This window comes from Sorangium sp. So ce327 (assembly GCF_051530205.1).
GTDB classification, from domain to species: domain Bacteria; phylum Myxococcota_A; class Polyangia; order Polyangiales; family Polyangiaceae; genus Sorangium; species Sorangium cellulosum_B.
This window is the reverse complement of sequence record NZ_CP150330.1, coordinates 3,911,681-3,937,582: the sequence shown is the minus strand read 5'-3', so window position 1 is coordinate 3,937,582 and position 25,902 is coordinate 3,911,681. Positions and strand designations below refer to the sequence as shown.

The 25,902-nt window shown below is 72.9% G+C and carries 17 protein-coding genes; 5 read left to right on the top strand and 12 right to left on the bottom strand.

Annotated elements, in window-relative coordinates; genetic code table 11:
• Window positions 1–31 precede the first annotated feature (31 nt).
• On the bottom strand, window positions 32–631 hold the full coding sequence (locus tag WME95_RS14910; RefSeq protein ID WP_437909041.1) for a cysteine hydrolase family protein: 600 nt from the start codon (window positions 629–631) through the stop codon (window positions 32–34).
• 269 nt (window positions 632–900) lie between these two features.
• Between WME95_RS14910 and WME95_RS14905 the strand changes: the two genes are divergently transcribed.
• Together WME95_RS14905 and WME95_RS14900 are read left to right on the top strand one after the other, a co-directional pair.
• Entirely contained in the window at window positions 901–1,875 is a 975-nt protein-coding gene (locus WME95_RS14905; protein WP_437909040.1) for a Ku protein, read from the top strand.
• Window positions 1,876–1,947: 72 nt separating this feature from the next.
• Window positions 1,948–3,150: a putative sensor domain DACNV-containing protein gene (locus tag WME95_RS14900; protein ID WP_437909039.1), complete on the top strand. Its 1,203-nt coding sequence runs from the start codon at window positions 1,948–1,950 to the stop codon at window positions 3,148–3,150.
• 19 nt (window positions 3,151–3,169) lie between these two features.
• On the opposite strand, the gene cheB is transcribed toward WME95_RS14900, so the two are convergent.
• The 7 genes from cheB to WME95_RS14865 are packed head-to-tail and all read right to left on the bottom strand — an operon-like array spanning window position 3,170 to window position 12,862.
• Window positions 3,170–4,204 carry a chemotaxis-specific protein-glutamate methyltransferase CheB gene (gene cheB / locus WME95_RS14895; protein WP_437909038.1) on the bottom strand — a complete coding sequence of 345 codons (1,035 nt, stop codon included), beginning with the start codon at window positions 4,202–4,204 and terminating at the stop codon, window positions 3,170–3,172.
• Complete coding sequence (locus tag WME95_RS14890; protein WP_437909037.1) at window positions 4,201–5,031, bottom strand: CheR family methyltransferase; 831 nt, start codon at window positions 5,029–5,031, stop codon at window positions 4,201–4,203. The genes cheB and WME95_RS14890 overlap by 4 nt, the downstream gene beginning before the upstream one ends.
• Window positions 5,032–5,041: 10 nt before the next feature.
• Window positions 5,042–7,405 carry a HEAT repeat domain-containing protein gene (locus tag WME95_RS14885; RefSeq protein ID WP_437909036.1) on the bottom strand — a complete coding sequence of 788 codons (2,364 nt, stop codon included), beginning with the start codon at window positions 7,403–7,405 and terminating at the stop codon, window positions 5,042–5,044.
• Window positions 7,402–9,948, bottom strand: coding sequence for a methyl-accepting chemotaxis protein (locus tag WME95_RS14880; RefSeq protein WP_437909035.1), 2,547 nt, complete (start codon window positions 9,946–9,948; stop codon window positions 7,402–7,404). Before WME95_RS14880 ends, WME95_RS14885 begins: the two co-directional genes overlap by 4 nt.
• Entirely contained in the window at window positions 9,938–10,375 is a 438-nt protein-coding gene (locus WME95_RS14875) for a chemotaxis protein CheW (RefSeq protein ID WP_437909034.1), read from the bottom strand. Before WME95_RS14875 ends, WME95_RS14880 begins: the two co-directional genes overlap by 11 nt.
• Window positions 10,372–12,474, bottom strand: a complete 2,103-nt coding sequence (locus tag WME95_RS14870) for a chemotaxis protein CheA (RefSeq protein ID WP_437909033.1) — start codon at window positions 12,472–12,474, stop codon at window positions 10,372–10,374. Before WME95_RS14870 ends, WME95_RS14875 begins: the two co-directional genes overlap by 4 nt.
• A gap of 4 nt (window positions 12,475–12,478) precedes the next feature.
• Window positions 12,479–12,862, bottom strand: a complete 384-nt coding sequence (locus WME95_RS14865) for a response regulator transcription factor (RefSeq protein ID WP_437299695.1) — start codon at window positions 12,860–12,862, stop codon at window positions 12,479–12,481.
• 504 nt (window positions 12,863–13,366) lie between these two features.
• On the opposite strand from WME95_RS14865, the gene WME95_RS14860 reads away from it, so the two are divergent.
• A complete protein-coding gene (locus tag WME95_RS14860) occupies window positions 13,367–15,895 on the top strand; it encodes a hybrid sensor histidine kinase/response regulator (protein ID WP_437909032.1) in 2,529 nt (842 codons plus the stop codon).
• A gap of 64 nt (window positions 15,896–15,959) precedes the next feature.
• Here the strand turns inward: WME95_RS14860 and WME95_RS14855 are convergent, their stop codons facing one another.
• Together WME95_RS14855 and WME95_RS14850 are read right to left on the bottom strand one after the other, a co-directional pair.
• Window positions 15,960–16,340, bottom strand: coding sequence for a response regulator (locus WME95_RS14855; RefSeq protein ID WP_437552478.1), 381 nt, complete (start codon window positions 16,338–16,340; stop codon window positions 15,960–15,962).
• Window positions 16,341–16,425: 85 nt separating this feature from the next.
• Window positions 16,426–19,581 (bottom strand): ATP-binding protein, encoded by a 3,156-nt coding sequence (locus WME95_RS14850; protein ID WP_437909031.1) that lies wholly within the window; start codon window positions 19,579–19,581, stop codon window positions 16,426–16,428.
• 103 nt (window positions 19,582–19,684) lie between these two features.
• Here WME95_RS14850 and WME95_RS14845 point away from each other — a divergent pair, with 103 nt between their 5' ends.
• Entirely contained in the window at window positions 19,685–20,770 is a 1,086-nt protein-coding gene (locus tag WME95_RS14845) for an ABC transporter transmembrane domain-containing protein (RefSeq protein ID WP_437909030.1), read from the top strand.
• Between the two features lie 155 nt (window positions 20,771–20,925).
• On the opposite strand, the gene WME95_RS14840 is transcribed toward WME95_RS14845, so the two are convergent.
• On the bottom strand, window positions 20,926–21,840 hold the full coding sequence (locus tag WME95_RS14840; RefSeq protein ID WP_437909029.1) for a phosphatase PAP2 family protein: 915 nt from the start codon (window positions 21,838–21,840) through the stop codon (window positions 20,926–20,928).
• 1,097 nt (window positions 21,841–22,937) lie between these two features.
• Here WME95_RS14840 and WME95_RS14835 point away from each other — a divergent pair.
• A complete protein-coding gene (locus WME95_RS14835) occupies window positions 22,938–23,321 on the top strand; it encodes a KGG domain-containing protein (protein WP_437909028.1) in 384 nt (127 codons plus the stop codon).
• 66 nt (window positions 23,322–23,387) lie between these two features.
• Here WME95_RS14835 and WME95_RS14830 read toward each other — a convergent pair whose 3' ends face one another.
• Window positions 23,388–25,184: a PE-PGRS family protein gene (locus WME95_RS14830; RefSeq protein ID WP_437909027.1), complete on the bottom strand. Its 1,797-nt coding sequence runs from the start codon at window positions 25,182–25,184 to the stop codon at window positions 23,388–23,390.
• Between the last annotated feature and the right edge of the window lie 718 nt (window positions 25,185–25,902).

The window sequence follows — 25,902 nt, the reverse complement described above, 5'->3', positions numbered from 1 at the left end:
CTGCCCGCCTGACGCCGCGCATCGGCCGGTGTCAGGCGGGCAGCCGCTCGAGGTCGAGCTCGTCCGACGGCGTGATGTCGGCCTTGAGGAAGCGCTGCATCTGCCGGAGCGCGTGGCCGTTGTCCTCTTCCGTCTCGGAGGCCACGCAGTCCGACGGGACGAGCAGCCGGTAATCGCGCATGTAGGCGTCGTTCGCCGTGAACAGGACGCAGATGTTCCCCGCCATGCCGGTGAGGAGGAGCGTCTGCGCGCCGAGCGACTCGAGCAGGATCTCCAGCGTGGTGCCGTAGAAGCCGGAGTGCTTGGGCTTGAGCACGAAATAATCGTCCTCTCCGGGCCGCAGCAGCGCCGCGATCTCGCGGCCGCGCACGCCCTCTTCCAGGCAGTGCTCGATCTGACGGTGGAAGTTGGATTGCCAGCGGCCGAAGTTGTCGTTCACGTAGACCGCCGGGATGCCGGCGTCGCGACACCGCTGCTTCAGCGCCCGGATGCGGTGCGCCATCGGGAGCGCGTGGGCGAGCAGCCGATCACCTCCCTGGAAGTCCAGATCGTTGATCACGTCGATGAGGAGCAGCGCTGTCCGGCTCTCGTCCGGCGCGGCGCCGTGAAGATCGTGGGAACGCCGAGGCATGTCGTGCGCCGGTTATAACCTGCCGGCGAGGGCGCGTGGGGCAGCGATCACCGCCGATCACCGCCGCGCCCGGTCCGCCGTGGCGAAACGCGACCTCGGCCGTGGCAGCGCGCGGCAGGAGGCGCGGGTTCCGCGATGCCCCCAGGCGGCCAGGACGGGCGCGCGGCGCAGGATCAGCGAGGACGCGTCGTCGGCCGCCGGCTTGCATTGCTCGCCATGACGGACCTGGCGCGGGCCCTCGGGTCGCCTTCCGGGTCGAAGGAGCGCACATGCCTCGCAGCATCTGGAAAGGGAGTATCAGCTTCGGGCTCGTGCAGATCCCGGTGGCCCTCTACCCCGCCGAGGAGCCCGACGAGCTCCACTTCACGCAGCTCGACAGGCGCACCATGGGGCCGATCCGCTACGAGCGCGTGAACCGGGAGACGGGCGAGCCGGTGAGCTGGGACGATATCGTCCGCGGCTATCCCTACGAGAAGGGCGAGTATGTCGTCCTGTCCGACGAGGACCTGCGCCGCGCGAACGTGGAGGCGACGCAGACCGTGGACATCCTCGACTTCGTCGACGCCTCGGAGATCGACCCGATCTACTACGACAAACCGTATTTCCTCGCACCCGCGTCCCAGAACGGCAAGAAGCGATCGCCGGTGACGGCGTATGTCTTGCTGCGCGAGGCGCTGCGGAAGACGGGCAAGGTCGGTATCGCGAAGGTCGTGATCCGGACGCGCGAGCACATCGCCGCGGTGAGGCCGCACGGCAGAGGGCTCGTGCTGAACCTGCTCCGGTTCGCGCACGAGCTCCGCTCCGACGAGGAGCTCGACCTGCCCGAGATGGACGCCCAGGGAAAGGGGCTCGGCAAGCGGGAGCTGGAGATGGCGGAGCGGCTGGTGGCCGAGATGGCCACCGCGTGGGAGCCGGAGAAATACAAGGACGAGTACCGCGACGACCTGATGAAGCTCATCGAGAAGAAGGTGAAATCCGGCCGCACGACGGCGCCCGCGGAGCCTGTCGAGGAAGAGCACCACCGCCGCTCCACCGGCACGGTGGACCTCATCGCGCTGCTCAAGAAGAGCCTCGGACAGAAGGGTGAGAAGGCCGCGAACGACGAAGCGAGAGACGGCGCGAAAAACGGCGCGAAGAGCGGTGCGAAGAACGGCAGAAGAGCGCCGGAAGAAGGCGGCAAATCCAGGGTGCGAAAGGCGGAGGCCCCGAAGCGGAAGGGCGGCAGCTCGCGTCGGGCCGCGTAAAGCGCACGGAGAAGCGGCCTGCACGCCGCCCGCCGGTCTGACCGGGGGCGCAGAGGAGGGTAGAGTGAGCTCATGCGCCCCAAGTATCCGGCGGACGTCACGGCGGCTTTTCTCGAGCTGCAGGGGCAGCCCCCGCTCGCGGCGCAGAAGCTGGCTCCCGGCGCCCGCGTCGCCGCCGACGAGGCGCCGCCCTCCTTCGCCGCGATCCTGACGCAGCTGATCGAGACGCTGTTCTTCGCCTCCATGGCGACGGAGGAGGGGCGGCTCAACCCGATCGGCGTCGTGTTCGCCGAGCGCCTCGCCGAGTTCGAGTCCGGAGAGCCCGCGTGGGATCTCGTGCGGTTCGCGTCCCCGGTGGCGTTCGACGCGGAGCACCTGGCCAACCTCGGTCCGGCGAGCGCGTGGCCGCGCGCCTTCCTGGCCGTGGTGCCGCTCGATGGATCGCTCGCCGTCGCCGGCATCGCGGTGCCGCACGGCCGGCCGTCGTTCGCGCTCGATCAGCTCGTGCGCGTCGTCGCCCCGAAGCCCGGCGTCGTGGCCGTGTACCGCGGCGAATGGGAGGTCGTCCGTTACGAGCGCGGCGCCGTGCGGACGTGGATGCCCAAGAACCGGCCGCTGCTCGACTCCATCGAGCGGACCGTCGCGCGGGACCAGGCGAGCGCGCTCACCCGCAACGTGCGCGGCTACCTGCTGCGCATCGTCGAGGGGATGGTCGAGCTCGGTCGCGGCGGGCTCCTCGTCGTCCTGGGGCCGGGCGAGGGCCTGCCGCAGCTCTTCGGGGAAGAGGGCAATCAGCTCGACACCGAGGTGAAGCGGCTGGCCCCTGCCCTGTGCCTCGGCTCGGCCATCCTCGACCTCGCCGGCGCGCACGAGGCCTACCTGCCGGACGGGCCATGCCCGCCGTCCGTGGGGAGGCCAGCGCCGCGCGACTCGGAGCACGCGCTGCAGAGATCCGAGCGCGTCAGCCGGCTGCTCGAGATCATCGTGCGGCTGACGACCGTCGACGGCGCGGTCGTGATGAGCCACGCCCTCGACGTGCTCGCGTTCGGCGCGAAGCTGCCGCCTCCGCGGGCGATCATCTCCGAGGTCTTCGCCGCCACCCCCGACCAGCGGATGGACGCGAGCCTGAGCCTCGACGCGCGCGGCACCCGCCACCGCGCGGCCGCGGCGTTCGTCGCGGGGTACCCGGAGCGGATCGCCTTCATCGTCTCCCAGGACGGCAACGCGGCGACGTTCCAGGAGATCGACGGGAAGGTCGTCTACTGGCCGCTTTGACGAGGCGCGACCTGCGAGTTCAAAGATGCCGCAGGATGGCCGCAGGCATCTGATCGAGCGGCGCCGCGGCCGCGGCCAGCCCGGCCTCCAGCACGCGGCGGGGCATGCCATAAACGACGCAGGACGACTCGGCCTCCGCGAGGATCCTCCCGCCCGCCGCGCGGATCGCGCGGGAGCCCTCCAGGCCGTCGTCCCCCATGCCCGTCAGCACGACCCCGAGCACGCCCGGCCCGAACTCGGCCGCGGCGCTCGCGAAGAGCAGATCCACCGACGGGCAATAGAGGGACGCGCCGGCCGTCGCCGGGAAGCAGACGCTGGCGCGCGTCAGGTTGCGCCGGACCTCGATGTGCGTCCCCCCGCGCGCGAGGACCACGAGCCCGGGCCGGAGCGGGAGGCCGTCCGACGCCTCGACGATGGAGAGCGCGCTCCCGTCGTCGAGGCGGCGCGCCAGCGATTCCGTGTAACCAGGAGGGATGTGCAGCGCGACGACGATGGGGACCGGGAACCCGGCGGGCATCGCCGCGAGGAGACGCGTCAGCGCCAGCGGGCCGCCGGTCGAGGCGCCGATCACGACGAGCCGCGTGCGCGAGGGCGCCGGGATCGCGCCGGGCGCAGGCGGCGGGGCGAGCGGCGGCTCCACGCGTTGGACCTTCGCCTCGGCGGCGGCGAGCACCTTGCGGACCAGCTCGTCCGCGACGCCGAAGAGGCGATCGGTCGCGAGCGCCGTCGGCTTCTCGATGAGATCGGTCGCGCCCTCCTGGAGCGCCCTGACCCCGACATCGCTGTCCGCGTCGGCGCTGCTGACGACGATCACCCGCGGCGCGCCCTGGCGCGGCAACGATGCGAGCACGCCGAGGCCGTCGAGGTTCGGCATCACGAGATCCAGCGTGACGACATCCGGCTTGTAGCGCGCGATCTTCTCCAGCGCGTCGAGGCCGTCCATGGCCGTGTCGACGACCTCGATCGAGGAGCTCGCGCCGAGGACCTGTCGCAGCACCTTGCGCACGAAGGCCGAGTCGTCGACCACGAGCACGCGGACCGGGGGGCGCCTCATGGCTGCGCGTTCCGGTACAGGAACACGCCGCCCCGCTCCTCGCAGGCGAGCGCGGTGCCGAGCCTGAAGAGCGACTCGGAGACCCCGACCAGGAGGATCCCGCCCGCGGAGAGCGTCCCCGAGAGGTTCTTGACCACCCACCGCGCCGTGTTGTCGTGGAAGTAGATGAGCACGTTGCGGCAGATCACGACGTCGAGCTGCCCGAGCGACGCGACCTGGGGCGCGTCGAGCAGGTTGATCCGCCGCCAGTCGATCGCCCGCCTCAGCTCGGCGCTCACGACGACGCGATCGGGCGTCACCTGCAGCCACCGCTCGGCGAACGGAGGCGGCGGGGCGTTGCTCCGGAGCGAGCGCGGCCCGAGAACGCCGGCCTGGGCCCGCGAGAGCGCCCGCGCGCTGATGTCGCTCGCGATGAGCTCGACCTTGTCGAGCAGGCCCCGCTCGGCCAGGAGCATCGCGAGCGTGAGCGGCTCCTCGCCGCTCGAGCAGGCCGCCGACCAGATCCGCGGCCGGCCGCCCGCCGCCACGCGCGGCGCGACGAACTCCGAGACCGCGACCTCGAGCTGCGCGAGCTCGCGGAAGAAGTACGTCTCGCCCACGACCAGCCCGTCGATCAGCGCGTCCATCTCGGCCGCGCCCCCCGGGTCGTAGCGGAGGAAGTAGTAGTAATCGAGCAGCGAGTCGAAGCCGGCGTCGAGGGCGCGCGCCGACAGCTTGTCGCCGAACAGCTCGCGATCGGCCGCGTCGTAGTGGAAGCCGATCTTCTCGGCGACGAGCGCGCTGAAGATCGCGAAGACCTGCGGAGAGATGGGGAGGCGGCTCGTCATGCCCACGGGATCAGGCCCACTGCGCGAGGACGGACGCGGAAACGCGCCGCACCTCGGGATCTGGATCGGTCCGCGCGGCGCGCTCGACCGCCGCGAAGCCCTCGCGGGTGGCCACCGCGGCGAGCGTCGTGGCGGCCGCCTTCCGCGCCGGCGCGCGCGGCAGCCGGAGCGCCTCGAGGAGCGCGGCGTGCGCCCCGGGGAGCCGCATCCGCGCGAGCGCCGCGGTCAGGAGCGGCGAGAGCTCGTCGTCCGCCGTCCCCAGCGCGTCGAGGATGCCCTCGATCCGGCCCGGCACGGGCGTCGAGAGCGCGGCGAGGAGCGGCCCCTGCGCCCGCGACGTGACGAGCAGCGCGACCAGGGTCCTCGTCGCCTCGACGCCGGGCCGCCCGGCGATGAAGCTGGTCGCGGCCGCCCGCACGCTCTCGTCGGAGTCGCTCGCCGCCCGCACGAGCGCGGGCAGGACCTCGGGCGACGAGAAGCCGGAGATGGCCGAGACCGCGACCAGCCGGGTCGCCACGTCCGCGGACGAGAGCGCGTCGAGCAACGTCGGCAGCGACGCCTCCCGCCCCGCGATGCCGAGCCCGATCAGCGCCGACCGCCGCATGTCCGTGTCGCCGTCCCGGGCCGCCTGCTCCAGCGCCGCGAGCGCGAGATCGCCCTTGATCCCCGACAGCGCCTCGATCGCCGCCACGCGCACCTGGCCGCTCTCGTCCCGGAGCCGCTCGGCGATCACCCCTGCCGCCGCCTCCCACCCGAGCTTCCCCAGCGACTGGCAGGCGTAGTACCGGACCCACGCGTCGCCGTCGCCGAGCCCCGCGAGGAGCGCGTCGATCACGCGGGGATCCCGGCGTGACTGCCCGAGCGCCCGCATCGCCACGGCCCGGATCCGCGCCGCGGGATCGGCCGCGACCGCGACGAGCGCGTCGAGCGCCGCCGGCGCCGCGAGGGACGCGAGGCCATGGATCGCCTGCTCGCGCGCCCGCACGTCGGGGTCGCCGAGGCTGTCGAGGAAGACCGGCAGCGCCGACGGAGGCGCGAGGTGCCCGAGGATCCGGAGGGCCGTCCGCCGCGCGGCCGGGGCCCCGTCGCGGGCCGCGGCGAGCGCGAGCGCCTCGACGTCCGGGCCGCCGATGCCCTGGATCGCGGCCGTCGCGGCGTGGACCACGCGGGGGCTCGGGTCGTCGAGGACCTGGAACAGCGCGCGCGCCGAGCCGGGCTCCGCGATGCGCGCGAGCGCGTCGCACGCCGCCGCGCGGACCTCCGCGTCCGGATCGGCGAGGCAGCGCTCCACGTCGCCCGCGGCCGCGACGCCCCGGACGAGCGGCAGGAGCAGGAGCCTGCGCGCGCTGTCGCCGTCGCGCAGCGCCGCGAGCACCCGGGGGTCCGCGCTCCGCGAGAGCTGGCCGAGCGCCTCCGCGGCGGCGCTCGCGACGGGAGGGTCGGCGTCGAGCAGGCGCGTCAGCTCGAGCAGGGCTTCCTCGCCCCCGATCGCGCCGAGCACGCTGCAGAGGGCGGCCTGCTCGGCCGGATCCGCGCCCGCGAGGCTCTGGGAGAGCCGCCGCGCCACGCCGGGCGCCGGCGCCTCGCTCCGGAGCGCCTCGTCGATCGGCGCGACCGTCGCGTAGCGCTCGCGGTACCGCTCGCGCAGCTCGGCGAGCGCCGCCGCGGCGACACGCACGACGCCATCGCTCGGCCGCCCGAGGAGGCGCACCAGCGGCGCCACGGCGCCGCGGCTGCCGGTGCGGCCGAGCGCCCGCGCCGCCTCGAGCACGTAGCGCGGATCCTCGAGGAGGACCGCCAGCGGGTCGGTCGCGCGCGGGTCGCCGCTCCGGCCCAGCACGTCGATCGCCGGGAAGACACGGAAGAAATTTCCACTCGAGACGGCATCCACGAGCGAATCGACAGCGGACCTGCCGCCGACCCGGCCGAGCGCCTCGATCGCGGCGACCGCGACGTTGTCGTCGGGGTGCGACGTGAGCTCCGCGAGCCGGGAGACCGCCTTCGCGCTGCCGCGGCGGCCGAGGATCTGCGCCGCGTCGGCGACGAGCGCGGGGCGAGGATCCAGGGTCAGCGCGAGCACGGCGGCGTCGACGTCGCCCAGCGACGCGACGAGCGCGTCGACCGTGGCGGCGATGCGCGCCTCGCTGTCGCGCCGGGCGGAGAGGCACGCGCAGAGGGGGTGGACGGCCGCGTCGCCGAGCGCCGCGAGCGACGCGACGACGGCCCGCCGCACGGTCCAGCTCGGATCCGCGAGCATCTCGATGAGCTCAGGCGCCCCCGGAGGCCCCGAGGCGGCGAGCCGCTCGACCTGCTCGACGCGCTGCCGCTCCGCGTCCGAGACGGCGAGCGAGGGCGCGTGTCGACGAGCGATCATGCCGTCTCCGGCGTGGGGTGCGGCGTCCCGTTCGTCTTGATGTGGGCGACGGCGTGGGCGACCGTCGCGACGACGCCCGCGACCGCGTCCGCGTGCTCCGCGCTCGCCTGCCGGATCCTGCCGAGCTGCTCGAGCACCTGGCCTGCGTCGCTCGCGATCGCGCCGGTGTCCCTCGCGTGCCTGGACGTGGAGGCGAGCAGCTCCCGGACCGGGTCGCGCAGCCGCGAGAGCGAGGCGGCGTGCTGCTCGCTCCGGGTCGAGAGCTCACCGATCCCCTTCTCGGCGGCCTGGAGCGACGACGTGTGCCGGCTCGCGCCCGACGCGAGGGCCGCGATCGTCTCCGCCTGATCGGCCACGGCCCGCGCCGTCTGCCTGGCGATCCGGCGCACGGACTCCCCCTCCTTCGCGAGGGACGCCGTCGCCTTGCCCTGGTCCGCCGTGGCGGCGGTCACCGCCGCCGCGAGCCGCGCGACCTGGCGGGCGGACGCCTCCAGCTGCTTCGCCGCCCGCGCCTGCTCGCCGATGTTCCGCGCCGACTGGACCGACAGCCGCCGGATGTCGTCCATGGCGCGCGAGATCTCGGTCGCGCCGCCCGCCTGCTCCGCGAGGCCGGCGACCATGCGCTGCGACGCGCCCGAGACCTCCTGCGTGAGCGCGGTGATCCCGGCCAGGGCGCGGGTCTGCTCGACCACCGCGGCGCTGGTCTGCTGGGTCAGCGCGCGCATCTGCGCGGCGACCTTGGCGAGCTGCGACGCCGCTGTCGCCTGCTCGTCCATCGCCCGCGACACCCGCTCGGCGCTGGACGTGAGCAGGGCGTTGGCCTTCACGGCGTCCCGCAGCGCGCGCGCCTGCTCGGCGGTCGCGTCCTTCGTCTGCCGGGCCATGCGCCGCATCTCCGCGCTGCCCTGCGCGAGCGACTGGATCGCCTTGGTCTGCTCGGCCGCCGAGCGCGCGACCGCCTTGCCCTCCTCGCTCATGCGCGACGCCGTCTGGGTCAGGGAGGCCACCGCCTGCACCTGATCCGCGTTCGCCCGGTCGATGTCGCGGATCGAGCGGCCGAGCTCCTCGACCCCCTGAAGGATGGACGTGAGCGCCCGATCGGCGTCGCTCGCGAGCCGGGTCCCCTCGTCCGCGACCTTCACGCCCTCGCTCGAGGCGGCCACCGCCTCGCGGGCGCTCGCCTGGAGCGCGCGGACGATCTTGGCGATCTCGGCGCTCGAGACGGCGGCCCGATCGGCGAGGTTGCGGATCTCCTCGGCGACGACGGCGAAGCCGCGGCCGTGCTCCCCCGCGCGCGCGGCCTCGATGCTGGCGTTGAGCGAGAGGAGGTTCGTGCGGTCGGCGATCAGGTTGATCGTCTGGACGATGTCGCCGATCTCCTCCGCCCGCTTGCCCATCTCCTTCATGACCGACGCGGAGTCGGCCATCGCCTGCCGGATGCTCCCGAGCCCGGCGATGGACCTGCCGACCGTCGCGGCGCCCTGGCGCGCGGTCGCGACCCCCTGCTCGGCGGTCGCGCGCGCGGTCTCGACGATGGCGACGATCCGCCGCGTCGAGGCCTCGACCTGCGACGACGCGGTGGCGTTGCCGGCCGCGAGCCCGCTGATCTGCTCGGCGCTCTGCGCGACCTGCTGCGCGGTCCGCGCCAGCTCCTCGGCGGCGACGGCGTTCGCCTCGATGGTCGCGGCGTTCTTCTCGGCGGTGGCCGCGACCTCCTCGACCGAGCTCGCGATCTCCGTGATCGTGCTCGCCGTCGTCGACGCGCTCGTGTCGAGCGCCTTCGCGCCCTCGGCCACCCCGCGGATCGACCGCGCCATCTGCTCGGCGGTCGCCGCGGTCTCCTCGACCGCGCTCGCCATCTCGATCGCGTCCTTCGCGACGCGATCGAGGGAGCCGCTCACGCCCACGACGGTCCCCGTCATGGTCGAGATCTGCGCCCCGACCCCCTTGGCGTCGGTCGAGAGGCGCGCGACGCCCTTCGACATCTCCTCGATGGTGGCCCCGATCTCCTCGATGGCCGCGGCGTTGCTCTCGCCGCGGGCCGCCGCCTCGTCGGCGGATCCGCTCGTCACGGAGACCGACCCGAGGAGCTCCTCGCTGGAGGACGCGAGCTCCTCGGCGCTGGCGCTCACCGCCTTCACCGATCGGGCGATCTCCTCGAGCGCCGCCGCGGTCGTCTCTGCCGACGCGGCGAGCATCTCGGCGTCGCCCTTCACGCTGGCGAGCGCGGGGGCGAGCGCGCCGATGCCGCTCGCCATGCCCTCGGTCCCCCTCACGACCTCGATGACGGCGTCGCCCACCCGCTGCCCGGAGCGGGCGAGCGCCTGGGCGGCCGACCCGGCCTCCTCGAGCTCGCCCGCGAGCGCCCCCGCCATGGCCCCCTGCTCCCTGCCGGCCGCGGCCTGCTCGGCGCCGAGGGCGGCGAGCCGCGCGGCCGCCTGCTCGACGCCGGCGACGGTCGCGACCGCCTGACGGAGCGCGCGCTCGGTCTGCTCCGCCCGCGCGAGCGCGCCGTCGATGTCCGCGATTGCATCAGATGCCATGATCCTGCTCCTCACCGATGATCCTGCCGACGTCGACGAGCATGACGAGGCGCTCCCCGAGCTTCGCGACGGCCCTGACGAACCCGGCGCTCTCCTCCGCCATGACCTCGGGGGGCGGCCTCAGCTCGCCCTCGGCGATGTTGACGACCTCGCGCGCGCTGTCCACCAGGAGGCCCACGGTGCGGCCGCCGCGCTGAACGACGATGACGCGCGAGTCCAGCGTCGGCTCCGCGCTCGGGAGCCCGAAGCGGGCGCGCAGATCCACGACCGGGACCACGCGGCCCCGGATCTGCACCAGGCCGCCGACGTACGATCGCGCCCCCGGCACCCGGGTCGCCCCGGCGAACGACTCCATGTGGAGCACGTCCGCCGCCGAGATGACGTACTCGGTGTCCGCCACCTTCAGGACCACGTGCAGATCGCTCACGAGGCCACCCGGGCGAGCGCGCCGCGGCCGCCGCGGCCAGCGGAGAGCCTGCCGCTGAGGGTCACGAGGTCGAGGACGAGCGTGGGGCGCCCGTCGCCGAGATCCGTCGAGCCAGACACGCCCGGCACCCGGACGAGCGGGTCCTCGAGCGGCCGCACGACCACCTCCTGCTGGCCGATCACGCGGGTCACGCCGAACGCGAAGGGCGCGCCGTGGCGACGGACGACGAGCGCCCTGCGCGCCGGCGAGGCCCCGAGCTCGAAGAGGGCGCCGAGATCGACGAGGGGCACGACCTCGCCGCGGCGCTCGATCAACATGGTCCCGCCCCGGGCTTCGCCCGGCGCTGGCAGCTTGGTCCCGCCCCGCGCTTCGCCCGGCGCTGGCAACATGGTCCCGCCCCGCGCTTCGCCCGGCGCCGGGCCGCGAATGATGCGCGCGGCGTCGATCTCCACGACCTCCTCGACGCCCGCGACGGGCGTCACGAACAGCTGGTCACCACACAGGAAGGAGAAGGCGTCCACGATGGTCAACGTGAGCGGGATCCGGAGGGTGAAGGTGGTGCCGGCGCGGGGCGACGTGCTCACCGAGAGCTCCCCGCTGAGCTGCTCCACGGCGATGCGGCGCACGATGTCCATCCCGAGCCCGCGGCCGCTGGTCTTCGTCGCCTGGTCGAGCGTCGACAGCCCGGGGAGCGTGATGAGGTCGAGCAGCGCCGCGTCGCTCTCGGGCGCGGGGCGGCCGGCCCGCCTCGCGACCAGCGCGCGATCGATGCCGCGGCCGTCGTCGGCGACGCTGAGCTCGAGCTGGTTGCTGGAGCGCTCGAAGCAGGAGACCCGGACGACGCCCTCCTCGGGCTTGCCGAGGCGCCGCCGCTCGGCGGGCGGCTCGATCGCGTGATCGACGGCGTTGCGGAGCAGGTGCACGATCGCAGGGAAGACGCGCTCCGCGACCGCCTTGTCGAGCTCGGCCTTGCCGGCGTCGATCTCGAGCCGGACCTGCTTGCCGGTCGCGCGGCCGAGGCCGCGGACGACGAGCGGCACGCGCTCGAGGAGCTCCGTCACGGAGATCATGCGCGCGCGCATGATGGCGCCGCGGAGGTCGCGCAGCGTCCGGTCGTGCTCGCGCAGGATCTCCGACAGATCGCGCGTGTCGACCCCGCGGGCGCGCAGCTCGGCGGCCGCCCGAGCGAGCCGGAACCGCGTCACGACCAGCGCCGACAGCTTGTCGAGCGCGTCGTCGAGGCGCGCCACCTCGACGCGGACGACGCCTCGGAGCTGGGGCTCCCGGTCCGCCGGCTCGTCCGGCTCGCGCTCCGCCAGCGCCGCGACGGCCGCCGGGACGGGGGGCTCCACGGTGAGCGCGCGGACGCCATCCGCCGCCGCCGCGCGCGCGACCTCCTCGTCGGTCGCGCTCGTGAGGACGAGGAGCGCGAAGGCGATGCCGCCCGGCGCGCCCTCGCTGGCCGGCACCGAGAGCGGGATGACCTTGACGATCTCGGCGAGCTTGCCGACGCGCTCGCGGACGGTCGTGATGTTCACCCCCTCGGCGGTGCGCGCCGGCGAGGGGACGAAGTCGACCCGCAGCGCGCGCCGCCCGCCGGCCACGCCCTGCGCGAGCTGCACCCGCTCGCCGGGCCCGAGCTTCGCGAGGATCTCGGGATCGGCGCCGATGATCGGCACGGGCGGCGACGGCGCGGCGGCGAGATCGAGCGCGTTGAGCGCGGCGAGGAGCTCTGGCGCCGCCGGCAGCACCGGCTTGCCCTCGGCGAGGGCCCGCGCCCGCTCCTCGATGGACCGGAGCCCGCGGAGCAGCACCTCGATCGACGCGGCGGAGAGGCTCCCGGCCGCCCGGTCCGCCGCCCGGAGCACGGTCTCCATCGCGTGGGCGAGATCCACAATCGGCTCCACGCCGACCATGGCGGAGAGGCCCTTGATGGTGTGAAGAGCGCGGAAGAGCTCCCGGATCGCCTTGGGGCTCGACTCGCCGCCGCGGAGGGCCGCCTCGGCGGCGAGGAGGTTGGCCGTCGACGCCGAGAGGTGCTCTTCCACCTCGACGAGGTAGCCGGCCACGAACTCGTTTACATCGAGCGCGCCGCCCATCCGGTCATCCGGCGCTGGCGACGCTGTCCTGCAGGAGCGCGCGCACGCTGGCCAGGATGGCGTCGGGAGTGAAGGGCTTCGTCATGAACTCGGACGCCCCCGCGGCGAGCGCGCGGGCGCGGGACTCCTCATCACCCCGGGTCGTCACCACCAGGATCGGCAGGCTCCGCAGCCTGTCTTGACCCCGGATGAACTCGATCACCTCGAGTCCCCCGATGTCGGGCATATTCAGGTCGAGCACCACGAGATCGAACGGCCTGAGCGAGAGCGTCTCAATCGCCTCGAGCCCGCTCGCCGCGTGCGCGAACCCGTGCTGCTCTGCCCGGAGGCAGGCCACCACCATCTCGCGCATCACCCGGCTGTCATCGACGACGAGGATCTCTGCCACAGCGGTGCTCGGTCGAGGGAATAGCCTTTCCGAATGCGGGGTGTCAATCGCGCTTGTGCGTCCGTGCCAGAATCAGGGAAATCCCGTCGGACACGTCCCGAGCTTCGGATGCCACGCTCGGGCGGCCAGGCGCCGCCCGCGCGTCGAGGAACGCCAGTGTGCCAGCGAACGTCGGCGCACGCGAACGCCATCGCCATGACAGACGTCGATGGAACCCGGCGAGCGCTGGGCGATGCGTGGCGCGATGACCAGAAGCAACCTGACGCGACCAGACGCGACCGGCTGCAACCGGAAGCAACCGACGCAGACAGGCAGAAGAGGCAACAGGGCGCCTTTCATCGTATTAGGCTTGCATCGTCGGGGGCTCTCCCTCAGATGAGACTGGGCGGTAAAGATGCTTGCGGAACCAACACGTCTCCGCGCCCCGTCCCGCCCCGAGAGGCGCCGCACTGTGGCGATATGCCTCACGGCCCCTGCTGCTCCTGGAGAACCATGAATCGGCCAATGACGATGGACTTCGTGCTCGCCGACGGCGCGCGCGATGCGAACGGCCCGCCCCGGCGCCCGGCGCCGGCCGCGGGGCGAGGCGTCCGGGAGGGGGGCATGGAGCCTCCGCCGAGCGAGCACGCGCAGCGCGGGGTGGTGTGGATCCTCGACGATTCGTTGCTGGAGGCCGAGATGGCCTCGCGCGCCCTCGCGCCAGGGTACGAGGTTCATGTCTTCACGGACGCCGCCGCGATGCTCGAGCGCGTGGCGGGGGGCGATGGGCCGGATGTCCTCGTGCTCGACCAGGTGATGCCGGGCATGTCCGGCACCGAGATCTGTAGTCTCTTGCGGTCGCGCGCCGCCACGGTCGGGCTCCCGATCCTCATCCTGACCGTGGCCGGGCAGGAGGAGGACCTCGTCGAGGGGCTCACCGCGGGCGCCGACGACTACGTGGTCAAGCCCTGCCCGGCGGCCGCGCTGTCGGCGCGCGTCGGTGCGCTCCTTCGCTCGAAGCGGCTCCGCGAGCGGGCCGAGCGGGCCGAGCGGATCGCGGCGGTGGAGCGCGATCTGCTGCAGGCGCTCATCGAGCAGAGCGGCGACGGCATCATGGCCGCGGACGCGCGCGGGGCGCTCCGCATCTGCAACGGCGAGGCCCAGCGGCAGCACGGGGTGTACGCGAGCGACGCGCGCGACGCGCGCGACGCGCTCCGGACCCGCGGGCTGCTCGCGCTGGACGGCCGGCCGCTGCGCCCCGACGAGGACCCGCTCCACCGCGCGCTCCGGGGCGAGAAGGTCGAGAACGCGCGCTGGCTCGTCACGCGCCCGGACGGCTCGATCCGCGCCCTCGCCGGGACGGCGTCGCCGCTCAGGCACGCCGACGGCTCGCCCGCGGGCGCCGTGCTGATCACCCGCGACGAGACCGACGCGATCGAGGCGGAGCGGGCGCTCCGGGACAGCGAGGAGCGCTATCGCGTGATCATCAGCGCGCTCGAGGAGGGCATCACGCTCCAGGACGAGCGCGGCGTCATCCGCACCGCGAACGCGAGCGCCGAGCGAATCCTGGGCCTGCCCATGGCCCAGCTCGTCGGGTCCACGATGCTGGGCCCGTCGTGCCGGCTCGTCCGCGAGGACGGCTCGACGTTCCCTTTCGAGATGGTCCCCTCGCAGATCGCGCTGCGGACCGGCGCGCCCCAGTCGGGCGTCCTCCTCGGGCTGGAGCGGCAGGGCGGCTCGGTCGTGTGGCTCTCGGTGAACGCGCAGCCGCTCCGCGGCGCGGACGGCTCGGTCGCCGGCGTCGTCTCCTCGTTCTTCGACATCACGGCGCGAAAGCGCGCGGAGGAGGAGCGGCAAGACCTGCTCGCCGCGGCGCAGTCCGCCCGGCGGGAGGCCGAGGCCGCGAGCCACCTGAAGGACGAGTTCCTGGCGACGATGAGCCACGAGCTCCGCACGCCGCTCACGGCGGTCCTCGGCTGGGTCCGGATGCTGCGCACCGGCAAGCTCCCGGAGGAGCGCCGCGACAAGGCGCTGGAGACGGTGGAGCGCAACGCCCAGGCGCAGGCGCAGCTCATCGACGATCTGCTCGACATCTCGCGCATCATGGCCGGCAAGCTCCGGCTGGACGTCCATCCGATCGAGCTCGCGCCGGTGATCGACGCCGCCCTCGAGGTCGTGCGGCCGGCCGCCGACGCCAAGGGGGTGCGGCTCCAGTCGCACCTCGAGCCCGGCGTGGGCGCCGTCGCGGGCGACGCGGGCCGGCTGCAGCAGGTCGTCTGGAACCTGCTCAACAACGCGGTGAAGTTCACGCCGCGGGGCGGCGTGGTGCGCATCCGGCTCGATCGCGCCGACGGGTCCGCCGAGATCACCGTGTCCGACACCGGCCAGGGCATCGAGCCCGCGTTCTTGCCTTACGTGTTCGAGCAGTTCCGGCAGGCCGAGAGCGGCACGACCCGCAAGCACGGCGGCCTGGGCCTCGGGCTCACGATCGTGAAGAGCCTCGTGGAGATGCACGGCGGCACGGCCCACGCGCTGAGCGACGGGGAGGGTCGGGGCGCCACGTTCGTCGTCCAGCTGCCGCTCGCGGCGCCGCCGAGCCACGACCGGGGGCGCCGGCTGGCGCCGCTGCCGTCCGTCTCCTCCGGGAGCGACCGCCCGCCGGAGCTCGCGGCGCTGAACGTGCTCGTTGTCGAGGACGAGGACGACACGCGCGAGCTCCTCGTCACGATGCTCGAGCAGTGCGGCGCGCGCGTGACGGCCGTGTCGTCCGCGGCCGAGGCGCTGCTCGCGGTGAAGGCGCTGCAGCCCGACGTGCTCGTGTCCGACGTCGCGATGCCCGGCGAGGACGGCTACGTGCTGATCCGCAAGATCCGCGCGCTCCCGGCGGCGAGCGGGGGACGGACCCCGGCGATCGCGCTCACCGCCTATGCGCGCACGGAAGATCGCATGCGCGCATTGCGGGCAGGGTTCAACACCCATGTCCCGAAGCCCATCGAGCCGGCGGAGCTGCTCGCGGTGCTCACGACCATGTGTGGCACGAGGGCGGGCTCCTAGGCCGCCTGCGGCGCGCGATCGCGCCATCGCGCCGCTCGCACGATCGGCTCGGCGCGCCGCCGGCTCACCCCCTCCGGCAGCTCCGCTCGATGGTGTCCATCAGTTTCAGCACGTCGAACGGCTTGCTGAGGATCGCGTCCGCGTCGATGCCGGCGCGCTCCGTCGCGCCGCGCGCGGTCATCACCACGGTGGGCGTGGCGGCGAGCGTCGGGTCGCGCTTCTGCTCGGCGCGAAACTGGAACCCATCCATGACCGGCATCATCAGGTCGAGCAGGACGAGCGCGATGGACGAGGGGTCGTCCCGCAGGCATGCGAGGGCCTCGCGCCCGTTCGCGGCGCAGGCGACCGCATACCCCTCCTCTTCCAGGAGCTCGCTCAACGTCCGGCGGATCGCGGCGTCGTCATCGACGATCAGGATGCGCTTGCTGGGACGGCTCGTCGTCATGCGCACTCGCTCCCTTCGCAGGGTGACAGCGACCAGGGCGCCACGACCTCGGGCCGGCCCGCGGGGCCCCCTCGCGCCGGGCGCCTCAGGCGCCCTCGAATCCCGGCAGACCCTGCCGGCCCGAGGCCCGAGGGCCGGCGAGCGGCAGGGTCACCTTGAAGGTCGAGCCCTCTCCCAGGACCGAGCTCACCTCGATCGAACCCTCCAGCGCTTCGACCACCTGCATCGTGATGTAGAGCCCCATGCCCAGGCCGCCATAGTGCCGCGCCGACACGGCGCGCTCGAACCGCCCGAAGATCCGGCCGATGTGCTCCTGCGCGATCCCGATGCCGTGGTCCGCGATCGTCAGCGTGGCCATCGAGCCCGTCGAGGCGACGGTGATCTCTATCGGGTTTCCCTGACCATACTTGAGCGCGTTCGAGACGAGGTTCTCGACGACCTGCTCGAGCCGCACACGATCCCAGCTCCCTGCGGCGTCGTCCGCCGCGCTCACGGTGACCCGCGAGCCCGCCTCCGCGATCTCGCCGCCCTCCTGGAAGCGAGACACCACCTGCCGGACGATGTCCGACAGCCGGACCTGATCGAGCTCCAGGGCGAGGCGCCCCGCGGAGATGCGGGAGATGTCGAGGAGGTTCTCGACGAGCCGCCTGAGCCGCTCGCTCTGCCGGCGAACGAGCCCGAGCCTGTCCATGAGCCACGGGAGGCGCTCCCTGTCGGGGCACAGCTCGGGCGCGCGGCGCATCAGGGTCTGGATCTGCAGCGCGAGCGGGGTGAGCGGCGTCTTCAGCTCGTGGGAGGCGATCGAGAGGAACTCGTCCCGCAGCGCGATCGCGCTCTGCGCGTCCCTGTACAGGCGCGCGTTGTCCACCGCGAGCGCGCAGCGGCGCCCGAGCTCCTCCGCCGCCGCGAGGTCCGCCTGGCTGTACCGGCGCTCGGATCGCACGACCATGAAGGTCAGCGTCCCGAAGAGCCGCCCGCGCCGCGCCAGCGGGACGCACATGAACGAGTGCGCCCCGATGGCCCGTATCACCCGGAGGTGCTCCTCGTTCTGCGCGATGGCGCGCATCTGCTCGTCCGTGAAGTGCTCGACGAGCACCGACCTCTGCTCGAGGAGCACCTTGGTCGGCGGGTGCTCCGGGTTGCCGTCGAGCTTGGGCGCGAAGCGCTTCGCCTCCTCGGCCACGGAGGCGAGCGAAGGGTCCGAGTGCGCCACGCCGACCCGCCGGAAGGCGCCGTCCTCCTCGTCGAGCGCGTCGACGACGCAGAAGTCGGCGAGGACAGGCACCGCGAGCTGCGCCACCCGCGCGAGCGTCGTGGAATAGTCGAGAGACTCGGCCAGCACCACGCTCGCCGCGTCCAGGAAGCGGGGCAGCTCCTGCGCGCGCTCCCGCTCCGCGGCCTCGACCGCGCGCCGCCGCATCCGCGCCATCTCGATCTGCGTCCGGACGCGGGCGAGGAGCTCGCGCGGCGAGAACGGCTTCACCAGGTAATCGTCCGCCCCCGTGTCGAGGCCCTCGACGACGGCGTCCTCCCCCGCCCGGGCGGACACGAGCACCACGGGGACGCTGCTCGTCCTCGGATCCGCGCGGAGCTCCCGGAGGAGCGCGACGCCGTCGAGCTCGGGCATCATCACGTCGCTCACAACGAGGTCGGGCGGGCGCGCGAGCGCGGCCTCGAGGGCCGCCCGCCCGTCCGAGGCCGCCTCCACGCTCCACCTCGGCGTGAGCAGGTGGACGAGGTACTCGCGCATGTCCGCGTTGTCGTCGGCGACGAGGATCCGGCCCTCTCCGCCGCCCGGGGCGACCTGCGCGGGCGCGGCGTCGGCGCGCGGCTCCGGGCCCGAGGGCGCCGCTCCTTCGCGCCCGGGTGACTGGGGTGAAGACCACTGGGACGCCTCGAGCACGTGGAGGCTCGCGCTCGCCGCCGAGGGCGCCGGCTCCCCGGCGGCGACCACGCGCTCCGGCGAGAGGTGCGCGCGGCCCCTCGGGATCGCCACGGTGAACGCGCTCCCCTGCCCCACCGCGCTCGAGGCGCGCAGCGAGCCCCCGTGCGCCTTGACGAGCTCCTGGACGAGGGAGAGCCCGATCCCGGTGCCCTCGATGCTCCGGCTGCGCGCGCCGTGCACGCGGTGGAACCGCTCGAAGATGCGCGGGAGCTCCTCCGAGGGGATCCCGGTGCCTGTGTCGCGCACCGTCAGCTCGACGTGGTCCGGGTGAGCGCGCAGCGAGACCGCGATCTCCCCCTCGAACGTGAACTTGAAGGCGTTCGAGAGGAGGTTCATGACGACCTTCTCCCATTGCGCCGCGTCGACGTAGACGGGCTCGGGCAGCGGCGGGCAGTCCACGACGAGCGACAGCCCCGCGCCCTCGATCAGCGAGCGGAAGGAGCTCGCGAGCTCCGCCGTGAGCCGCGCGAGATCGGTGGGCGCGAACGACGTCTGGAGCCTCCCCGCCTCGATGCGGGAGAAATCGAGCAGCGTGTTCACGAGCCGGAGGAGCCGGAGCGTGCTCCGGTGGGCCGCGGCGAGGCCGTCGCCCCCGAGAGACCCCGCCGGGCTCGACAGCGCGTCCTCGACGCGCCCGAGGATAAGGGTGAGCGGGGTGCGGAACTCGTGGCTCACGTTGGCCACGAACTCCGTCTTGAGGCGGTCGAGCGTCGCGAGCTCGTCCCGGTGCTGCGCGACCTCGCGCTCGAGCCGCCGCTGCTCGGTGACGTCCCGCCCCTCGGCGATCATGAAGACGACCTTGCCCTGCCGATCCTTCACGGGGTTCAGGTTGAAATCGATCGTGATGCGCTTCTCACCTTCGTTCCCCCCGAGGACCTCCACGTCGTACCTGACGAACTCGCCGCGCGCCGCGCGCCGAACAGCGTCCTTCAGGCGCTCCTGGATCTCCGGCGAGCCCTGCCACCAGCGGCACTCCCAGAAGGGCACGCCGTGCACCTCCCTCCGCTCCACGCCGGCGCCGCTGGTCGAGGTGTGGTTCGACTCCCAGCTCGTGCCGTGGGCGTCGAGGAGGCCGAAGAACTGGAAAGAGCTGTTCATCGCGACCCGCGCCGCGAGGAGCCGCATCAGCCCCGACTCGCGGCCAGGGCTCGCGCGGGCGAGCTCCTGCTTCAGGAGCTCGGTGTCCCAGAGGAGATGTTCTTCGGAGTCGTCCACAGGTCGCACGATCGCGAGGTCTTCCAGGCATTCGATGAAGTCGCGCCCTTCTGCGCGCTCCTCGCTCGACCGCTGTTTCATCCCTTCTCGCATCACGCTCGCGGCTGCTCGAGGCAGAGAACAGCTCATCCTGAAGCGCTTAGTGGAGATCGCCGACCACGCAAGGGCCGAGCGGCAACCCCCCTTGAACTTCCACGGGGGGCCCGCGCGTGGATCCGGATCGCTCGAGCACACGACCCCCCTGCGTGCGCCGCAGCAGCCGATCACCACCCAGGGGGTGACGCAGGCGTCGGGCGCTGGCCGCGCCGCGCTGAGCGGGCGGCTGCGCGACGCGCTGGCGCTGTTCGTCGCGCTCATCGCCGGCGAGTTCCTGTTCAGCCGGATCGCCGGCCTCTGCCAGATCCTCGTCGGGCCGTGGCAGCGCCAGAACGTGACCCGCAATCTGTACGCGTACCTCCAGCACCACTCCCATCGTTACTTCAGCAACAACTTCGCCGGGGCGCTCGCCCACCGGATCAGCGAGACGTCGATGGGGGTCTCGCAGACCCTGTGGGCCATCCTCTTCGACTTCTGGCCCATCGCCATCGTCTTCTCGGTCTCGATCGGGCTGCTCTACAGCGCTCACCCGGCGCTCGCCGCGGTCGTCTCGGCCTGGGCGGCGCTGTTCGTCGGCGTCTCCTACTGGCTCGCGACCCGGTGTCAGCCCCACGCGGTGCGCGCCGCGTCCGCGCGGAGCGAGACAACAGGCAAGCTCGTCGACTCCGTCACGAACCTCACGAGCGCGCGGCTCTTCGCCCGGTTCGGCTTCGAGCGCGCGTACCTGGACGAGCAGCTCAAGCACGAGCTCCGCGCGGCGCGCAGATCGAACTGGTACTCCGAGCGGGTGCGCTGGTTCCAGTTCGCGTCCGCCGCGCTGCTCAAGGTGGGGACGCTCTACCAGTCGCTCAGGCTCTGGGAGCGCGGCGACATCGGCGTCGCCGAGTTCGTCATGGCGACGAGCCTGTCGCTCCTCATCATCAACGAGGCGCGCAACCTCAGCCGCCGCTTCCTCGAGTTCTTCGAGTTCGTCGGCAACGTCGCGAACGGGGTGAACACCATCGTCCGCTCCCACGAGCTCGTCGACCGCCCCGAGGCCGTCGCCCCGACGCTCGAGCGCGGCCGGATCGAGCTCCGGAGCGTGACCTTCGGGTACACGCCCGGTCACCCGATCTTCGGCGGCTCCAGCCGGCGGCTGACCGCGCCGACGAGCTCCCGCGGGGTGCTCCGCTGAAAGCGTGGGAGGCACCGCTCGCCTGAGCGGCCGCCAGGATCGAGCAGGCCGCGGGCGCTCGTGCCGAGCTCAGGCCCAGGCCGGCTCCTTGAGATGAGCTTCCCCCGACGCCGAGGCGCGCGGGACTGGAGCGCGCCGGCGCCGGAGAGGCGCGCTTACCGGAAGCTCCACGGCTGCGGCTGACCCATGCGGGCGCGGAGGCCCTCCTCCCAGCGGACGAGCCGCGGCGTGAGCCACGCCGTGCCCACGGCCAGGACGGCGCCGGCGACGACGTCGACCGCGTAGTGCCAGCGGAGGAGCATGGTCGAGACGATGATGTTCATGGAGAAGAACGCGGCCACCACGGCGAGCCAGAAGAGGCGCCGGTCGGTGCGGGCGCGGTGGAACGTGTACAGGGCGAACCAGAGCGGCGCGGCCGTGTGCAGGGAGGGAAAGACGTCCTTCATCGCGCCGCCGGCCTGCACGACGCTGCTCACGCAGCCCCAGAAGAAGCCGCCGTCCAGCGGCCCCTGATAGAGGTGGCTCAGCGCCTGGATGGGGCCGTACGCAGGGACGGCCATGTAACCGAGCTGGCCAACACAGTAGACGATCGTGGTGCCGACCGCGTACTCCGTCGTCCCCCGGCCTGGTCGGGCGACCCATACCGCCAGCACCATCGAGAGGAAACAGATCAAGAAGTAGCTGAAATAGAAGAAGGAGAACCACTCCACGATCGGGCGCGTGTTGAAGCGCTCCATCCAGAGCGCCGGCTCGACGCGGAAGAGGAGGAGATCGAGGTGGAGGAGCTCCGCGTCGACGCTATCGCTCCGGACCGCCGGCAAGAGGGTCCGGAGCGACAGGTAGTTGAGGAGGAAGGCGCCGACGAGCGAGAGTCGGTAAAGGACGCTCCGCAGCAAGGGCGCCAGAAACGTCGCGCGGCGCACGAGCACGCAGACGGACACCAGGGCGGCGATGCCCGCCAGATTGCGGTTCATGCACTGCGCTCGCAGCTCCGTCGGCGGCGCGCCAAGCAGGAAGATCGTCGTCAAGGCGAGATAGCCGATGAGGATCGCGTCGTGGAGAGCGAACACGCCGACCAGGCCGCGCAGAGCGTCCTTTAACAGCGCGCCTTCGGGCTCGACGTCGACCAGCCCGCCGGAGCCGGCGACCTCATCGCAGTCCGTTGTGAGCCTCTCTTGCATTCGGGGACGTTCCAGGGATGGGATGGTGCGCATGGGCTGATGACGCCGGGCCGCTCTGTATCACGTGTTCGCGCGTGGCGTCACCGTGACATCGGTGACGCTCCAGCGACCGGGAGGCAACAGGCGCAGCAACTCGGGGGCCACACGGACGTCGAGTTTTTGACGGGCCGGTTCGCGCCGCTTGACAGCGGTAGGGGGCCTCCACGCCCCCGGCATGGCGGCCCCGCGACAGCCCAACCGCCGCCTCGGCGGACCGCACGCGTGCGAACGCAGCGACGCAGCGGCGCAGGGTCTACGCGTCACGACGACACTATCGCGTCCCAGGTTGGGCTGCCGGGCTCCCGGAGGCGCAGAATCTGCGCGACGGCATCGCCCCTGGATCTGCGGGACGGATGCGCCCACAACGCCGGTCGGGGGATCCGCGATGGCGATCGACAACGCGCGCCGTCAAGCACGCTGGGCACTGGAGCACGATCGTCGCGGCGTCCCGGCGGCGGTGACGTCGGCGACGTCGCGAGCGCTGGAGTCGTCCACACGAGAGGACGCCGTGGATTTCGACCGCGCGGCGCGGACGAGGCGCGATGGCCCGCGCGCTCACGACCGGTGGGGCAGTCTGCCGCGCGGCGGGGCGTCCGCTGGAACGCCGCGCTCGCCGGGCTGAGCGGCGCTGGACGCAACGCGACACCATCGGCGCTGCGCACGTCGGCGCAGAAACCGCGCCTTCCCCGGGCGCGCCCGGAGGATCGCGCTCACCTCACCCTGCTGGAGCGCACCCTGGACGCTCCCGAGCGCTCACGAGAATCCACGGAAGTCCCGCTGGATCCGCGCCGGCGACGTCGCGTGTCCATGGATCCCTCTTCATGGCACTCACGTTGCAGTCCCCCGGAGGAGCCGACATCGTTCAGCGACGATCCCACAGGGCACCACGCCTGGGTCACCCCGTGAGGGCGCTGGAGCGATGCGCCCAGACACCAAGGAGACGACTCATGGCACAGCAACACGGTCAGAGCAGCAGTCGTGGGTTCGCCGCGATGGACCAGAAGCAGCAACGCGCGATCGCGAGCATGGGCGGCAAGGCCGCGCACGAGAAGGGCACGGCCCACGAGTTCAGCTCCGAGGAGGCCCGCGCGGCCGGCCGCAAGGGCGGCGCGAGCGTGAGCCAGAATCGCGAGCACATGGCCGCGATCGGCCGCAAGGGCGGCGCGGCCGTGAGCCAGAACCGCGGACACATGGCGCAGATCGGCCGCAAGGGCGGCGAGTCGCGCGGCGACGGACAGAGCGACGCGCCGGGGGAGAGCGCGCGCGAGGGCGAGCAGGGCGGCAGCGCCGCACGTGCCGACGCCGCCCAGCCGCGCCACGAGACGAACTGAGCAGCGCCGCGGCACATCGCCGCCGGTGATCGGGCGCGCGGGGGTGTCCGCGCGCCCGATCGTCCGTCACGGCGACAGGGTGACGAGGAAGACGTCGCCGTTGCTGCGATCGCCCACAGACGCGCTGTGCTCGATGGCGGGGAGGCCGCCGCCGAGCTCGAGCCGCTCGCCGTGGAAGAGGCCAGCGGCGACGGTGTTCCCGCTTCCGGTGACGGCCTGGGCCGTCGAGAAGCAGAAGACCCCATCGCGGTAGACGTCGGACCAGAGCTCCTCGGAGAAGTCCGGACTGAGCTTCGCGACGAACGCATCGCCCGACTCGGGCGGCACGGTCTCCACGGGCGCCCCGCCGAGCTCGAGCGCCTCCGTGAAGTAACCGCTCAGAACGTGGTTGCCCCAGGGGTCCTGCGAGAAGCCCCAGACGAACTCGTCGCCCGCGGACGGGAGCCCACGGGCGGCGAGCAGCTCACCGGTCTCTGCGTCGAGCCGGGCCAGGTAGAGGTCGTAATCCCCGACCGCGGCGCGCTCGATGGCCGTGGGCCCGACGCGGAACGGAGCGCTGTAGTTGCCGAGGACGACCGGGTGGCCATCGAGCCCGAGGCCGATGAACTTGGCGAACTGCTCGCCGGCGGCGCCCAGCGACCGGCCCCAGACGAGGCTGCCCGACGCGAGATCGAACCGCAGGACGAGCCCATCGATGCTGTAGATCGGCTCGTCGTCGCGCGAGCCGTCGACGGCGCTCTCCACGACGTGGCCGTCGATCTCGAGCCTTCCGCCGAACGCGCCGGCCGCGTAGAGGGCCGACTCGCCGACCGCGATGCTGCGGAAGCGCTGCCAGCTCTCCGCGGAGCCGAACCGCCGGCTCCAGAGGTGGCCGCCGCCGGCGTCGAGCTTCGCCACGACGACGTTGGGACCCCCGCTCCCCTCGAGCGCGGTCCCGGGCGCCTCGCTGAAATTGATGCTGCCGTCGACCATGCCGAGGACGACGATCTCGCCCGCCTCGGTGACGGCCACGGCCGTGGCGCCCTGATCGAGCTCGCCGCCAAAGCGCTTGCTGAAGAGGTGGTTGCCGCCGGCGTCGAGCTTGGCGACGAAGAGGTCCTTCCCGCCGGCGCTCACGAGCTCCGTGCTCGCGTCCGCGCCGAAGTTGAGGGTCCCCTCGAACTCCCCGGCGACGACGACGTTGCCGCTCGGATCCGTGGCCACCGCAAACGCGACCTGATCGGACTTGCCCCCGAAACGCCTGCTCCAGACGTGGCCTCCCGCCGCGTCGAGCTTCACGACGAAGAGGTCGAGACCACCGTCGCTCACGAGGGCGTCCGCCTCGCCACCGAAGTTGATCGCCGTCTCGAAGCCGCCGACCAGGACGACGTTATCGTGCAGATCTGCCGCGATCGCCTCGATTCGCTCGTTCTTCGCCTCGCCGGCGCCGAGCCCCCACAGGGCATCTCCGAGGAACGCCGGAGGCTCGCCGCCGCCGCTGCCGCCCGCGCCGCCGTCGCCGCCTGCGCCCCCCACTCCACCTGATGCACCGGCGCCCGTTTCGCCACCTTGCCCCCCGGCGCCTCCGACTCCATCGCTACCGCCGGCGCCTCCGACTCCACCGCTGCCGCCGGCGCCTCCGACCCCGCCTTGTCCCCCAGCCCCCCCTTCACCGCCTTGCCCGCCGCCGCCTCCGGCCCCGCCCTGCCCGGCGACGCCGCCGGCGCCGCCTTCGCCGCCATGCCCGCCGGCGCCTCCGACGCCGCTCGTAGACGAGGTGACGCCGTCCTCAGGCTCCGAGTCGCAGCCGTTGCAGCCCAGGGGGAGCCCCATGCTCGTCAGAAGAGCAATCCGAGCCACGTTCGTCACCAGGTGCGCTTTCATCCATCCTCCATGTCTCGACGAAGAGCCCGAGCCGCGGGCGCTCGGTGGAGCCAAGGCCGATCCGGCACCCCTCGCTGTGGGCTGTCGAACGTCCTCAATCTGCTGTGTCGTGGACGTCAAGTACGCGTGCGCGCGGATTGAATCAAGCAGCTGTCGCGGCGAATTCGTGGCAACGATCGGCTACCCCTGGATCCGCCGGAACGGCGTGTCCCGCCTGGACGGCGCGCCTCGCCTGAACGGCGCTCCCCGCTGACCAACCGTTCTCTTGCATGCGGCCCGCGATCGCCTCGGACGCGCGCCGCGCGCGTCGCAGGTTTGCCTCATCGTGGCAGAATGCCTCACCGTGAGCCCCGCGGCACGTCCAACATACAAGCCGCGCCGGGCGGCGGTGGGCGCGGTACGCGATCTGCATCGTCCCGCGAGTGATGTGGGTGGCTTGGCTCAGGAGCGCCACGACTCTCTCTACGCTCGTCACGCTCGCTCCCTTCGCGTGCAGCGGCGACAAGCGCCGCGCGGGCAAGCGTCGGGACGGCGCTCGGCCGCTCCCCCGCCTGTCGCCCGCTCGCTTCAACGACCTCTCCGCCAACCCGCGGGAGGGGTCTGACGACCTCGCCCGAGCGCGCATTCGCGCGCGAACGAAGAGCGCCGCCGGCGCGCGTCCCCCCGCGCGCGCCGGCGGCGCGGCGGCCATGGAGGCCGCATCCGGGGCGTCTGGCGC